Source organism: Streptosporangium vulgare (assembly GCF_042428775.1).
Classification (GTDB): Bacteria; Actinomycetota; Actinomycetes; order Streptosporangiales; family Streptosporangiaceae; genus Streptosporangium; species Streptosporangium vulgare.
This window is the reverse complement of record NZ_JBHMBS010000001.1, coordinates 659,250-673,139: the sequence shown is the minus strand read 5'-3', so window position 1 is coordinate 673,139 and position 13,890 is coordinate 659,250. Positions and strand designations below refer to the sequence as shown.

At 71.1% G+C, this 13,890-nt stretch carries 8 protein-coding genes; 6 read left to right on the top strand and 2 right to left on the bottom strand.

Features of this window, described 5'->3' with window-relative positions; genetic code table 11:
- Nucleotides 1-33: 33 nt before the first annotated feature.
- The 3 genes from ACFFRH_RS02885 to ACFFRH_RS02875 all read left to right on the top strand — a co-directional run bounded on the left by ACFFRH_RS02885 (nucleotide 34) and on the right by ACFFRH_RS02875 (nucleotide 3,863).
- Nucleotides 34-1,350, top strand: a complete 1,317-nt coding sequence (locus tag ACFFRH_RS02885) for an alpha/beta fold hydrolase (RefSeq protein WP_386154257.1) — start codon at nucleotides 34-36, stop codon at nucleotides 1,348-1,350.
- Complete coding sequence (locus tag ACFFRH_RS02880) at nucleotides 1,331-2,866, top strand: MFS transporter (protein ID WP_386153868.1); 1,536 nt, start codon at nucleotides 1,331-1,333, stop codon at nucleotides 2,864-2,866. Before ACFFRH_RS02885 ends, ACFFRH_RS02880 begins: the two co-directional genes overlap by 20 nt.
- Nucleotides 2,867-3,053: 187 nt before the next feature.
- Nucleotides 3,054-3,863: a maleylpyruvate isomerase family mycothiol-dependent enzyme gene (locus tag ACFFRH_RS02875; protein WP_386153865.1), complete on the top strand. Its 810-nt coding sequence runs from the start codon at nucleotides 3,054-3,056 to the stop codon at nucleotides 3,861-3,863.
- A 39-nt stretch (nucleotides 3,864-3,902) separates the two neighbouring features.
- Here the strand turns inward: ACFFRH_RS02875 and ACFFRH_RS02870 are convergent, their stop codons facing one another.
- Nucleotides 3,903-8,471 (bottom strand): bifunctional nitrate reductase/sulfite reductase flavoprotein subunit alpha, encoded by a 4,569-nt coding sequence (locus ACFFRH_RS02870; RefSeq protein WP_386153862.1) that lies wholly within the window; start codon nucleotides 8,469-8,471, stop codon nucleotides 3,903-3,905.
- Between the two features lie 447 nt (nucleotides 8,472-8,918).
- Complete coding sequence (locus ACFFRH_RS02865; RefSeq protein ID WP_386153859.1) at nucleotides 8,919-10,298, bottom strand: NsdA family TPR-like regulatory protein; 1,380 nt, start codon at nucleotides 10,296-10,298, stop codon at nucleotides 8,919-8,921.
- Between the two features lie 185 nt (nucleotides 10,299-10,483).
- Between ACFFRH_RS02865 and ACFFRH_RS02860 the strand changes: the two genes are divergently transcribed.
- From ACFFRH_RS02860 to ACFFRH_RS02850, 3 genes are all read left to right on the top strand, one after another.
- Nucleotides 10,484-11,551, top strand: a complete 1,068-nt coding sequence (locus tag ACFFRH_RS02860) for an NAD-dependent epimerase/dehydratase family protein (protein ID WP_386153856.1) — start codon at nucleotides 10,484-10,486, stop codon at nucleotides 11,549-11,551.
- A gap of 163 nt (nucleotides 11,552-11,714) precedes the next feature.
- Nucleotides 11,715-12,467: a hypothetical protein gene (locus ACFFRH_RS02855; protein ID WP_386153853.1), complete on the top strand. Its 753-nt coding sequence runs from the start codon at nucleotides 11,715-11,717 to the stop codon at nucleotides 12,465-12,467.
- Nucleotides 12,468-12,474: 7 nt separating this feature from the next.
- Nucleotides 12,475-13,800: a hypothetical protein gene (locus tag ACFFRH_RS02850; protein WP_386153850.1), complete on the top strand. Its 1,326-nt coding sequence runs from the start codon at nucleotides 12,475-12,477 to the stop codon at nucleotides 13,798-13,800.
- Nucleotides 13,801-13,890: the final 90 nt, after the last annotated feature.

Genomic DNA, 13,890 nt, shown 5'->3' with positions numbered 1-13,890 from the left:
GGCCGCCTCGACACCCAGGTCAAGATCCGCGGCATGCGCGTCGAACCCGGCGAGATCGAGGCCGCGCTGCTCTCCGAGCCCGAGATCCGCGCGGCGGCCGTCGTCGTCGACGGCGACCGCCTGGTCGGCTACGTGGTGACCACCGAGGCGGAGCCGGCGGTCGACTGGCGGGCCAGGCTGCGGGCCACGCTGCCCGACCACATGATCCCGTCGGCCTGGGTGACGCTGGAGGAGCTCCCCCTCACCTCCAACGGCAAGCTGGACAGGAAGGCCCTGCCCGCGCCGGACCCGGCGGCGGGCGCGGACGGGTTCCGGGTGCCACCGAGGGACCCGGTCGAGGGGCGGGTCGCGGCGATCTGGGAGGAGCTGTTCGACGTCCCCATGGTCGGGGTGTTCGACGACTTCTTCGACCTGGGCGGGCACTCGCTGCTGGCGCTCCGGCTGGCCGTGCGGATCAGGCAGGAGTTCGGCAGGGAGCTGCCGGTGGCGACCGTGCTCGCCTCGCCGACCGTGGCGGGCCTGGCGGACGTGCTGCGCCGCCCGGAGGACCTGGGCGAGCAGCGGGTGGTGACGCTCAACGCGGACGGCGACCGTATCCCGATCGTCCTGGTGCACGCCCTGGGCGGGCAGGTCTTCCGCTACCACCCGATGGCCCGCAGGCTCGGCCCCGACCAGCCCGTCTACGCGATCGCCGCCAGCGGCCTGGCGCCCGGCGAGGACCCGCACACCACCATGGCCGACATGGTCGAGGACTACGTCGACCGGTTGCGCGCCGTCCGTCCCAGCGGGCCGTACGTGCTGGGCGGGTTCTGCATCGGCGGGAACATCGCGATGGAGATGGCCAGGCGGCTGCGCGCCCTCGGCGAGGACGTCCCGCTGCTGGTGCTGTTCTACTCCGACGCCGACGAGCCCGTGATCACCAGCTCGCTGGAGGACGACGCCTCGCTCATGACCCACGCGCTGGCGGGAGGACCGCTGGAGACGGACGGCGCGGAGTTCGCCGGGCTCGGCCCCGAGGAGATGCTGGTGGCGGTCATCGCCGCCGCCGGGCGGGAGCGGCGCCTGGCGCCCGACACCGCCGACGTCGAGCAGGCCCGGCGCTTCCTGCGGGTGTTCCGGGCCAACGCCCACGCGGTCGGCCGCTACCGGCACGAGCCGTACGACGGTGACGTGGCGCTGTTCGCCCCCGCCGGTGACCGGCCCGATCTGGGCTGGAACGGCGTGGTCAAGGGGAACCTCGCGATCGAGGCGATTCCCGGCGAGCGCGTGGTCATCCTGTTCGAACCCCTGGTCGCCGAGGCGGCCGCCAAGCTGAGGAGTTGGATCGACCATGGCGTCACCGGACACTGAGAGTCCCAAGAGCGTGGGAAGCGCCGGGCCACCGCAAGGCACCGCGACGGCCGGGGCGTCCGGAACGGCCGGAGGTGCCCGGAGCACCGGAAACGGCGATCCCGCCGCGGGGCCCGAGGTCCTCGACGTCCCCCAGGACGCCCCGGTCGCCGGAGCCCCGGAAATCCCCGATACCTCCGGCGGTCCCAGGACCTCCGAGGGCCCGGGAGGACCCGGGGACTCCGGGGACCCCGGCGCGCCCGGAGGCGGGAAGCGGCCCGAGGGGGGCGGTGACGACGGCGGCCTGTGGCGCAACCAGGACTTCCTGCGGCTGTGGACCGGACAGACCCTCTCCCAGTTCGGTTCCCAGATCTCGTACGTGGCGATCCCGCTGATCGCCGTCGTCACCCTGGGCGCGAGCGCGACCGAGATGGGCGTACTGGGAGCGCTGGTCCGGCTGCCGATGCTCGGATTCCTGCTGTTCGGCGTCTACATCGACCGGATGCGCAAGCGGCCCGTGCTGATCTGGTCGGACCTGGGCCGCGCCGCGGTGCTCGCCCTGGTGCCGCTGCTGTACGTGATGGACAGCCTCACGCTCGGGGTGCTGTACGCGGTCGTGTTCGTCCTGAGCCTGCTGTCGGTGCTGTTCCAGGTCGCGTACCGCTCCTACTTCCCGTCACTGGTCCCGCTGCGGCACCTGGGCGACGGCAACGGCAAGCTGCAGCTGAGCGAGTCGCTGGCGCAGACCGCCGGTCCCGGTGCGGCGGCGGCGCTGATCAAGGTGGTCGCCGCACCACTGCTGATCATGATCGACGTGCTCTCCTACCTGTTCTCCGCGATCGCCATCCTCCTCATCCGCAAGCGCGAGGAGCCGCCCGCCCCGGACGACGAGACGGCCGGGAGCGTGCACCGGGCGATCTGGGCGGGCTTCCGGTGGGTGATGGACCAGCCGATGATCCGGCCGCTGGCCATCGCGAGCGGGCTGTACTCGTTCTTCGTCATGGGCGCGATGCAGTCGATCTACGTGCTGTTCCTGCTGCGCGGCGGCCCCGACCTGCCCGTGGAGTGGGTGGGGATCGTCATGGCGACCGGCGGCGTCGGCGCCATCCTCGGCGCGACCCTGTCGGTGCGGACCATGCGCCGCATGGGGATCGGCCCGACACTGCTGTGGAGCACGGTCGTCGGCAACTGCGCGCTGCTGCTGGTGCCGTTCGCGTCGGGACCGGTCTGGGTCGCCGCCGGGATGCTCGGCCTCTCCCAGTTCGTCGTCTGGGCGAGCAACCAGGTCTTCTTCGTCAGCAACATGACCCTGGTGCAGTCGATCACCCCGCCGCACCTGCAGGCCAGGGTGATCGGCACGATCTACTCCCTCGGGCTGATCCCGGCCCCGCTCGGCGCCCTGGGCGCGGGCCTGCTCGGCGAGACCCTGGGCCTGCGCCCGGCCATCCTGCTCGCGGTGATCGCCGGGGCCATCCTGCCGATCCTGCTGCTGGTCTTCTCCCCGATCCCGAAGGTGAAGGAGATCCCCGGCACCTGACCGGCCGCGCGACCGGTGCCCGTCCCCGGCCCCACCGGGGACGGGCACCGGTGCGGGAGAGGAAGATGGTAGGTCAGGCGGCAGCGGGCACGATCGAGGGAGGCCCCGCGTGGCCGTCCGGCTCGATCGCGACGGCTCAGGTCGTCCCCGTCCCGTTCTCATCCCGTTCCCATCCCGTAGGAGAACCATGACCACACTCGCCGACAGGACCATCGCGGCCCTGCGTACCACCCACGACGAGCTGGCGGCCTTCGTCCGGGGCCTGGACACCGCCGACCTGACCCGTCCCTCCGCCTGTTCGGAGTGGACCGTCGCCCAGGTGCTCAGCCACCTCGGCAGCGGCGCCGAGATCGGCCTGGCGACGCTGCGCGCGGCCCAGGACGGCCGGGAAACGCCCGACCAGGACTTCAACCACTCGGTGTGGGACCGCTGGAACGCGAAGGAGCCCAAGGAGCAGGCCGAGGACTTCCTCGCCGCCGACGCCGACATCGTCGCGGCGTTCGAGAGCCTCGACGCCGACGCCCGCGAGCGGCTGCGGGTCAAGCTGGGATTCCTCCCCCGGCCCGGCGGCGTCGCGCTGGTGGGCGGGATGCGCCTGAACGAGGCCGCCCTGCACTCCTGGGACGTCAGGGTCGCCTTCGACCCCAAGGCCACCGTCGGGCGTGACGCCGCCGAGGTGCTGACCGACCTGTACGCCGGGCCGCTCGATTTCCTGATCGGTTTCCTCGGCAGGCCGGACGAGCTGGACCCGCGCCTGGCCACGACCCTCCGGGTCGAGACGACCGACCCCGAGCGCGTCCTGGGGCTCACCCTCGGGGAGACCGTCGGCTTCAGCGAGGTGCCGGACCCGGCCGACGTCACCCTGTCACTTCCCGGCGAGGCCTGGTCGCGCCTCCTCAGCGGCAGGCTGGCCCCCGAGCACACCCCGCCGTCGGTGACCGTCACCGGCGACGGCGTCACCCTGGACGACCTCCGCCGGGTCTTCCCCGGTCTCTGACGGCCACCCCGCACGGCCCGGCCGCGCGAACGACGACGATCAGTACACGTCGCGGACGTAGCGCCTGCTGGTGGCCAGGTGCTTGACGTACACGGTGGCCTCGTCGTCGCCGAGACCACCGTGGGTGGTGGCGATCTCGCGCAGGGTCCGGTCGACGTCCTTGGCCATCCGGCTGGCGTCGCCGCAGACGTACAGGTGGGCGCCGTCCTGGAGCCAGGACCAGAGCCTGCCGCCGTGCTCGCGCATGCGGTCCTGGACGTAGACCTTGGCGCGCTGGTCGCGGGAGAAGGCGAGGTCCAGCCGGGTCAGCAGCCCGTCGCGGTACGACGCGTCGAGCTCGTCGCGGTAGTAGAAGTCGGTGGAGCGGCGTTGCTCGCCGAAGAAGAGCCAGTTGCGGCCGGAGTGGCCGAGTGCCCGGCGCTCGTCCAGGAAGCCGAGGAAGGGCGCGACGCCCGTACCCGGGCCGATCATTATCATCGGGACGGCCGGATCCGCCGGAGGGCGGAAGTGCCTGTTGCGCTGGACGAAGACGGGTACCGGCGCGTTCCCTGGACTGTCCGCCAGGAAGGACGAGCACACCCCGTTGCGCGCCGTACCACGCGGGTTGTCGAAGCGGACGACCGAGACCGTGAGGCGCACCCGGTGGGGATCGACCAGCGGGCTGGAGGAGATGGAGTACAGGCGCGGCCGCAGGCGTTTGAGGACGTCCGCCCACTCCTGGGCCGTGGCCCGGACGGGGAGCTCTCCGGCCACGTCGACGGCCTGGCGGCCCCAGGTCCACTTGGCCAGCTCTCCCCCGTTGCCCGAACGCAGGAACCGGGTGAGGTCGCGGTCGCGGGTCCGTTCGGCGACGAACCTGAGCAGGCCGGGAGTGATCCTGGTGATCTCCAGGTGGCTTCGCAGGGCCTCGCCGAACGGGACGGGGCCGAGGCCGGGGATCTCGACGCCCTCGGCGGGGTCGAGGCCGGTCACGGCGAGCCATTCGGCGACCAGGCCGGGGTTGTTGACCGGCAGCACCCCGAGCGCGTCACCGGCCTGGTAGGTCAGCTCGCCTCCGGTGTCGAAGGTGAACTGCCGCACCTCCTTCGCCGATCCGGGCAGGCTGAGCAGCCGGTTACCGGTCAGGGGGGCGCTGAACGGCGCGGCCCTGCCGGGCCCCGCCGCGGGCTCGGGATCCGAGGACTTCGCCCCGGAAGCCGAGGATGTCGCCCCGGAAGCCGAGGATGTCGCCCCGGGTCCGGAGGACGTCGAGCGGGGGCCGGGGGGAACCGGACCGGGGCCCGAGGAAGCCGGACCGGGACGCGAGGGAGCCCGATCGGGGTCCGAGGGAGCTGGATCGGGGTCCGAGGGGACCGTTTCGGGAGCCGAGAAGGTGGAACCGGGGCCCGAGAGGGCCGGACCGGGAGCCGGGAGCGTCGGCCCGGCTTCCGCGCTCGTCGGCTCGGCCCCCGTCCGCGTCGGGTCCGGCGGGGAGGGCATGAGGTCCGAACGCGCCGGGTCCGGCGGAGAAGGCGTGAGGTCCGAACGCGCCGGGTCCGGTGAGGAAGGCTCGGCGAGGGTGGTGAGCAGCTGCTCAAGCCAGCCCAGGGCCCGGGAGTGGTCGTCGGGCTCGCAGTCCACGCGGGGTGCCAGGCGCAGGGCGCCCAGCTCCTCGAGGCGCTGGTCGAGCCGTCGCCCGTGGCCGCAGAAGTCGTCGTAGCTGGAGTCGCCGAAGGCGAGGACGGCGTAGCGCACGCCGTCGAGCCGGGGCGCGCCGGACCCGATCAGAGCCTCCCAGAACCCGACGCCGTTGTCGGGGGCCTCGCCGTCGCCGAAGGTGCTGGAGATGACGAGCAGGTCCGCGCCACGGGGAATGCTGTCCGGAGCGCAGTCGGCCATGCTGAGCAGCCGGGGGGCCCGCCCCGCACCGGTCAGCCGGTGGGCGCTGGTGACGGCGAACTCCTCGGCGTTCCCGGTCTGGGAGGCCCACAGGACGACGAGGTCGCGCGTCGGCGACACCGGATCGTCGGCCGCGCGCCGAGGTGGCGGCGCGAGGGTGCGGGAGAACATCCCGGCCAGCACCCCGTTGATCCACAGGGCGTGGGCGGGATCGACGGGCGCGTGCTCCGGCAGGACCGGCACGACCGTGCCGTCGAGCGCCGTACCGCTGGGAGCGGACGCCCTGCCGTCCGGGGCGGACGCCGGGCCGTCGAGAACGGCCCCCGAGCCGCTGAGCGCCGACAGGAAACCGGCCATGTAGCGGCGCTCGTGGTCGGCGAGCACCGGCGGCGTCAGGTCGGCCACCCCGAGCAGGCCGGCCAGCGCGGCGATCCGGGCGGGCCGGGCGTCCTCCGAGGCCTCTCCCGCGTGCTCCGGAAGGAGGCCCTCCACCGCCGTGGGGAACGCGGTCGTCCCGGCGTCCTCCGAGGCCACCGGAGAGGCGGAGGACGCGGGTGACGCCGGAGACGCCTCGGAGGCGACCCTGGTGAGGGAGACCGCGCACACCTTGAACTCGGGCTGGAAGGAGATGGGGTCGACGGCGTCGCTGGTGACCGCGTTGACGCTGAGATACTCGCCGAACAGGTCGTTCCAGTGGAACGGCGCGAAGCAGCCGCCCGGCATGACCCGGTCGCTCAGGCGGGCGGGCAGCACGGCCCTGCCGCGCCGGGAGGCGATCTCCACCAGGTCGCCCTCGCCGATCCCGCGCTCGGCCGCGTCGCCCGGGTGGATCTCGACGAAGGGCCCGGGGTTGAGTTTGTTGAGCTTGGCGACCCTTCCCGTCTTGGTCAGGGTGTGCCACTGGTGCTGCAGCCTGCCGGTGTTGAGGACGAAAGGGTAGGCGTCGTCGGGCAGCTCGGCGGGAGGCAGGTGCGGGCGGGGGAAGAAGGCGGCCCGGCCGCTCGCGGTGGCGAAGGCGAGGCGCGGCCGGCTGCCGTCGGGCAGGGTGAGCGTCGCCTGGCTGGTGCCGTCGTTGAGGTAGCGGACGGGGTTGCGCTCACCGCCGCCCGGCGCGCTCGGCCACTGGACGGGGGTCTCGCGCAACCTCTCGTAGGTGACGCCCCGCAGGTCGTAGCCGGTCTTGGGATTCCACGCCCGCTTGATCTCCTCGAACACCTCCTCCGCGCTGTCGTACGAGAAGGCGTCCTCGAAGCCCATCTCGCAGGCGACGCGGGCGATGATCCGCCAGTCGGGCAGCGCCTGTCCCGGCGGCTCCACGGCCTGCCGCAGCAGGGTGAGGTTCCGCTCGGAGTTGACCATCACGCCCTCGGTCTCGGCCCACATGGCCGCGGGCAGGACCACGTCCGCGTAGGCGTTGGTCTCGGTGGCGGCGAAGACGTCCTGGGTGACGACGAACTCGGCGGCCTCCAGGCCCGCGATGACCGTCCTGCGGTTGGCGACGCTGGCGACCGGGTTGGTGCAGATGATCCAGCACGCCTTGATCTCGCCCTCGGCCATGCGCGAGAACATCTCGACGGTCCCCTGGCCGACGTCGGTGCGCAGGGTGCCGGGCGGCAGGTTCCACAACTCCTCGGTGAAGAGGCGGTCCTCCTCCACCAGCACCGACCGCTGGCCGGGCAGGCCGGGCCCCATGTAGCCCATCTCGCGCCCGCCCATGGCGTTGGGCTGGCCGGTCAGGGAGAACGGGCCGCTGCCGGGGCGGCAGATCGCGCCGGTGGCCAGGTGCAGGTTGCACAACGCGTTGGTGTTCCAGGTGCCGTGCGTGCTCTGGTTGAGCCCCATCGTCCAGCAGCTCATCCACTCCCCCGCCGCGCCGATCCACTCGGCCGCCCGGCGCAGGTCGTCCTCGGGGACGCCGGTGATCTCGGAGACCGTCCCGGGCGGGTAGTCGCGCAGGAAGTCCGGCATCGCCTCCCAGCCGTCGGTGTGCCGCTCGACGAACTCGTGGTCGACGTGGCCGCCCTCGACCAGCAGGTGCAGCAGCCCGTTGAGCAGGGCGAGGTCGGTGCCCGGCCTGACCCGAAGGAACAGGTCGGCCTTGTCGGCGGTGGCGGTACGGCGGGGATCGACCACGATGAGCTTCGCTCCGGCCTTGACCCGCTCCATCATCCGCAGGAACAGGATCGGATGGCAGTCGGCCATGTTCGCGCCGATCACGAGGAACAGGTCGGCGTGGTCGAAGTCCTCGTAGGAGCCGGGCGGGCCGTCCGACCCCAGCGACAGCTTGTAGCCGCTGCCCGCGCTGGCCATGCACAGCCGGGAGTTCGACTCGATCTGGTTGGTGCCGACGAAGCCCTTGGCGAGCTTGTTGACCAGGTACTGCGCCTCCAGCGTCATCTGGCCGGACACGTAGAACGACAGTGCGTCCGGCCCGTGCTCGTCCAGGATCCGCCGCAGCCGCCGGGCGGTCTCGCTGATCGCCGCGTCCACGCTCGCCGGTGCGGGCTCGGCGCCCCGGTCCGGCCTGACCAGCCCGCTCTCGAGGCGGCCGGGGGCGGCGAGCATGTCCGCGGTGGTGGCTCCCTTGGTGCACAGCCGACCGGCGTTGGCCGGGTGACTTCTGTCGCCGAAGGCCTTGACGACCCGGCGCCGCCCGTCCACCTCCAGCACGATCCCGCAGCCGACACCGCAGTACGAGCAGACCGTCTTCACTTTCTCTGACGCCGCCATAGGTCCCTTTTCTCTCTGAGCAGGGGCCCGTGACACCCTCCGCCGAACAGCCGGGCGGCGGGGACACCGAAGCCGCATCGGGCGGATCCAACGACGGAAACATAAGAAACACGCGTTACGTGGACGTCACAGATGCCCGCGCCCGGCTGTTACATCCGCATCACCGCCGATCTCCCCCGGCCACGCGTGGCTCTTCTCGATGTGAATCCGAGCGTCGGAGAGCCCGTCGACCGGCAGGGAAACCGGGCGGGGCATCCACGGTTCGGCATCACCTCTGCGCGAATGTGGGCCGGACCGAGAGATCCGGTAACCGTCGGCGCGGAGTCGACGGTTACCGATCACCGTCAGGTGCGGCCCCATGTTTTGAATGTCGCCCGTTCTACCGGGATCCCCTCCGTCATCCGGACCTCGACGACTGCGCCGATTCGAAGAGCGGGAAGCCTCCGGTCAAGCGGCGACCTGCGAAGTGATCGGCGCGCGGGCCGCGAAGTCCGCAGCCTGGGCGCGGAGTTCAATGATCTCGGCCGTGTGGTGCCTGTCCGCAGCGGACAACAGGGTGTTGAGCCTGGCCGCTACGAGGGCCGACTGCAGGCCAGCGCTCTCCAGAGCCTGGCGGCCGGCGGCGGCGGCCCGGTCAAGGTCACCCTCGTCGAGGAGCGCGGCGGCCAAGCCGATCAGGTCCATCGTCTGTACCCGGTCGAATCCTGGCTTGCGCAGCCGCAACGCGGCTTCGAAGTGAGGGCTGGCGGGGTGCCCATGGTGGCCGAGGTGGGTGAGATCGCGGGCGCTGACAGCCCGGGCACCTGCGTGCTCGGCGACATCGAAGTAGGCGACCCACTCGGGGCTGTCCGTGACCTGAGCGAGGAGTTCGTCAGCGTGACCTAGATGACGGGCGGCTTCGCCGGCCCGACCAAGGCCCGCATGGACGCGACCGGTCTGAGATTGCACAAGCGCCTGCACCGCCACCTGGCCGTCGCGTTGCGCGCGGGCCGCTGCGAGGTCAAGCAGCGCGAGCGCGTCATGCAACCGCCCCAGATAGATCATTTGATGTGACATGCGGGTGACGATCTCCGCTCCGCGACCGGGCACGCCCGCCTCTCCAGCGGCGTAGAGGGCGTATGACCAGTACCGCTGCGCGGCGCCATAGCGGCCGGCGTCGTGGCTGGTCCATCCGGCAAGCGCGGCCAGGTCAGCTGTGGTGGCGAAGACACGGACGCGCAGACTGTCCGGGACGCCGTCTTGGATACGGCGCATGACCTCCGCGAGCTGGCCGACGATCGCAGAGCGACACAGCGCGCCGCCGTGCGCCGATTCCAGCCGCGCGAAGGCAGCGGTGACTTCTTCCAGGGCGGCGACGGTGTCGGTACCGAAACCAGCCTGGCGGCGGCTAAGCGGACGGCCGGCCGTCTCAAGCAGGTGCGCGGTGCTGGCGACCAGCGGTGTACCGACGATGAGGTTGAGGACTTCACGGCGATCGGGCATCAGCAGGTCCATCCGAGTCCATCCGACCAAGGTCTCCGCAGCGGATTCTCGTAGCAGCGGCAATTCGATGGTATCCAGCGGCAAAGCGGTGGTCGTAAGACCAAGGTCACTGGGTGTTAAGGACCTGCGCAGTTCCTCGGAGAGCACCTGGGCCAGTAACTCGGGCACAGGCGGGCGGGGCTGCTCCCCATTCAGCCACCGCCGCACCCGCGTGGTGTCCGGGGCGACCTGGCGGTATCCGCGGCCCCTGGCCAGGGCACCAACCCTGCGGCTGATCTCTCCGAGGGACAGGCCGCTGGCGTCGACCCACGCCTGCAGTTGAGAGTTCACGGTGTTTCCGGCCATCACTTCCCCACAGTCTTCGTGACTCAGGATGAGGTTTTCGCCACCTTCCGCGACCCTCAAAGTACTGGCCCGGGAGCTGGTCCGCAGCGGATTCTTTAGCCGCACCGAAGTTGTGGAACGCCCGGAACGAACCGTCGTCCTCCATCTGTGCGGTGCTCAGTCCCCCGTCCGAAGGGTTCCATGACGTGGATACTCCCCTGCCTGATCGAGACCTGTTCGCTGACCTTCGTCCTTACCTGGACTACCTCAACGGTGCCCGTGTGCTCGTCACCGGCGGCGCGGGGCTCGTCGGCAGCCGCATCGTGCGGCTGCTCTCCGCCATCGGCGCCGACCCGGTGGTGTTGGACAACATGGACGCCTACCCCCATCCGGTCCGTGGCCTTTTCGGCCTGAACGAGAGGACGAAAATCGTCCTGGGTGACGTCCGCGAAGCCGCCACCGTCCGCACGCTGGTCAGCAGCGCTGACTACGTCATCCACGCCGCCGCCTACGCCGATGTGGCCGCCTGCACGAGAGAGCCGGCCACCGCGTTCGCCGCGAACGTCCACGGCACGCAGACCGTCCTGCAAGAGATCCTGAACGCCCCCTCCGTGAGGAGGCTGGTGTTCATCTCCTCGGCGTCGGTTTACGGCGACGGATCCGCCGGCACCGGAGGCGCCGCCGAGTTCACCGAGGAGCAGCCCGCACGGCCGATCTCGGTGTACGCCAACTCCAAACTGTGGGCCGAGCATCAGGTTCAGCTGATGCTCGGCGGCAGCTACACCGAGTACACCGTGCTGCGCTACTTCAGCGTCTATGGCGACCCGCAGGTGCCCAAGCCCGGCTCGCACTCCTGGATGGTCGCCTGGCTGGCCATGTCCGCCCATCTGGGCCTGCCGCTGAAGTTGAACGGCGGTGGACGCCAGGTGCGGGACATGGTGCATGTGGAAGACATCGCCCGCGCCACCGTGCTGGCGCTGCTCACCGACGGGGCCTCCGGCCAAACCATCAACATCGGCACTGGCGTCGCGACGTCGGTACGTCAGATCGCCGAACGCATCGCCGCCCACTACCCGTCGGCGCATTTGGTCGACGCGCCCCGCCCCCTGGGCGACCCGCTGGGCGCCTACGCCTCGACCACCCGCAGCCGGACCCTCCTGGGCTGGCAGCCGCGCATCACCGTCAATGACGGCATCGATCGGTACGTGCAGTGGCTGCGGGCCACCCCGGAAGCGATCCCGCCGTGGCTGAAGACCAGCGCGGCCGTCGCCTGACGGCACTTCACCACCATCGGGCCCCGCCGAGCAGCAGACCGCACGGGGCCCGCCGACCTCGACCACGCATCAGGTCTGAGCGTCCTCGGCCACCACGGCGACGCCGAACACCACCGGCTGCAGCGTCTCCTGCTCGACCATCACCGACTTTCGGGAGAGGACCATGACCTCGCAGGCGCCGAACAGCGCATCGCTCAGGGAACTCGCCGAACAGCGTCTCCTGCCGGCCCACCAGATCATGGACCAGGACACCCTCACCTGGATCATCCAGCGCCGACCCACCCTGGGAGCCGCCCCTGCCCTACCGCACCAGCCGCTTCTGCTGATGCCGGAGGTCGCCTGGTTCGCGGACCCGCTGCTCACCGACTCCATCCACGGCATCCGCCACGGCGCCCGCGTCTGCGTCCTAGCGTCGATACTCGCCCAGGAGCATGGCCTGAGCCGCGACGACACCGCGGCCTTGTGCACGGCCGCCGCGGTGCACGACTGCCGACGCCACGACGACCGCGACGACCGCGAGCACGGCAAGCGGGCCGCCGACTGGTTCACCCGCAACAGCAGCACCGTAACGGCTGCGTTCGGCCACCCTGTGCCCGACCGCTCCGCGGCGTGGGCGGCGACAGCCATCGGCCTGCACAACATTCCCTACAGCGCCTTCACGCTGGCCGAGGCCCGCGCCTACCAGCAGGACCCGTTGCTCGTCGACCTGCTGAAGGCCGCCGACTGCCTGGACCGCTACCGGCTGCCGCTCCAACGCTGGTGGCCCGACCCCTCACACCTGCGGATCGCCATCCCAGGCTGGCTGCCGCCGATCGCCTTCGACCTGATGGCCGGGAGTGAACAGGCCCGGCTCGACGGCGCCACCCACCACGAAGCACTCACCCACGCCCTGCACACCCTCAGCAACGGACGGTAGAACCGCCATGCACGACGCTGAATGGGATTACGCCCACACCGACTACACCAACTACACCGGCCCGGCCGCGCGGCCCGGCCCGGCTGGACTCGCCGACAGCGAAGCCGACTGGCGTCGTCTCCACCTCGACACCCCCAACGGCTGGCTGCTGCGCAGGAACGCGATGCTGCAGACACTGACCAGCGGGCAGCCGATCCACCTGATGCACATCACCACGGCGCTGGACGCGATCCGCTCCAGCGGGCAGTTGCACGCGTCGGCCGGCTGCCTGGTGGGGGCGCTGTACTGCGCCCCGCTCACCCAGGAACCCGGCGGTTTACGCCCGCACAATCTGGGCGCCTACCTGCTGGAGACCAAACACGACACCCGGACCATGGTCATCGAGATCACCCCTGATGGGCCGGTGCCCGCCAAGGGGCTCGACTATCTGCGGCTGGGCGGCATCCACCTGCGCACCTATCTCGACCACCGCGCCTTCCTCACCGGCGCCGAAGACGCCCAGCTGCGCCGGACAGCGGTGAAACGGGTCCGTGCGGCGGCCGGGTTCCTCGACGTGGTGCTGGCCAACGCCTGCGGCAGCCGCACCCCGGACGGTGAGTTCATCGACCGTCTCGCCGCCGCCGTGCAGGACCTGCCGTTCTTGGGCTACCTGTACTTCGAGGTGCTGTCGGAGTATCTGATGCTCCACTCGACGGCCCCCCAGACCAAGGCGTACGCCGAGGCGTCCGGGGAGATGAACAACCGCCTGTACAAGCAGCTGGCGTTCTCCGCTGTGGCCAGCATGGGCCGCCTGTTCGATCTGGCGCTCTTCGGCCCGGACCACGACCAGCTGGTGCATCTCGTCGGGCAGGTCGAATCCGGTTTGGCGCCGGGCGCGGCCGGTTACGTCCGGCGTCGCCTGCCGCACCTGTTCGCCTGCCTGGCCCTTACCCCGTCCCAGGACGCGGCCTCCGTCACCTTCCAAGGCTGCGACTTCGACAAGCTCGCGGCGGCCGCACCTGGCCTGCTCGGCCAGCTCGTCTTCCGGGAGATGCGACGCCTCCAGCGCTACCCGCAGCTGTTTCCCCTGTTCGAGCAGGCCAAAGCCCTGGAGGTGTACGACTACTGGAACACCCACAACATCCCCACCCCGTTCAACGGCACGCTGCCCAAAGGGGAGATCGGCGTCAATCCGGCGTCGCCGGCGGTGGCCGACTGCACCGTGTGGGAAGCCGAGACCTGTGAGCGGGGTCTGCTCCACCCGGTGCAGCAACTCGATGTGATCTTCGTGCCTCGTCTCACCGACCTGCGCAGCACCGCCCTCGGCAGGGCTGCGTTCCCCCGCGGCCACTAACCACCGTCGCCACCCCTGCACGCCGGGCCGCCGCCCCACCGGCGGCCGCCCCCACCTGCACGACTTCACCCACCCCCATCGGGAAGGATC

What these genes read in the sequence shown, in the direction of transcription:
- ACFFRH_RS02870 (WP_386153862.1), bottom strand. Translation starts at nt 8,471, where the DNA reads ATGGCGGCGTCAGAGAAAGTGAAGACGGTCTGCTCGTACTGCGGTGTC.
- ACFFRH_RS02865 (WP_386153859.1), bottom strand. Translation starts at nt 10,298, where the DNA reads ATGGCCGGAAACACCGTGAACTCTCAACTGCAGGCGTGGGTCGACGCC.
- ACFFRH_RS02880 (WP_386153868.1), top strand. Translation starts at nt 1,331, where the DNA reads ATGGCGTCACCGGACACTGAGAGTCCCAAGAGCGTGGGAAGCGCCGGG.
- ACFFRH_RS02850 (WP_386153850.1), top strand. Translation starts at nt 12,475, where the DNA reads ATGCACGACGCTGAATGGGATTACGCCCACACCGACTACACCAACTAC.
- ACFFRH_RS02885 (WP_386154257.1), top strand. Translation starts at nt 34, where the DNA reads ATGCGCGTCGAACCCGGCGAGATCGAGGCCGCGCTGCTCTCCGAGCCC.
- ACFFRH_RS02855 (WP_386153853.1), top strand. Translation starts at nt 11,715, where the DNA reads ATGACCTCGCAGGCGCCGAACAGCGCATCGCTCAGGGAACTCGCCGAA.
- ACFFRH_RS02875 (WP_386153865.1), top strand. Translation starts at nt 3,054, where the DNA reads ATGACCACACTCGCCGACAGGACCATCGCGGCCCTGCGTACCACCCAC.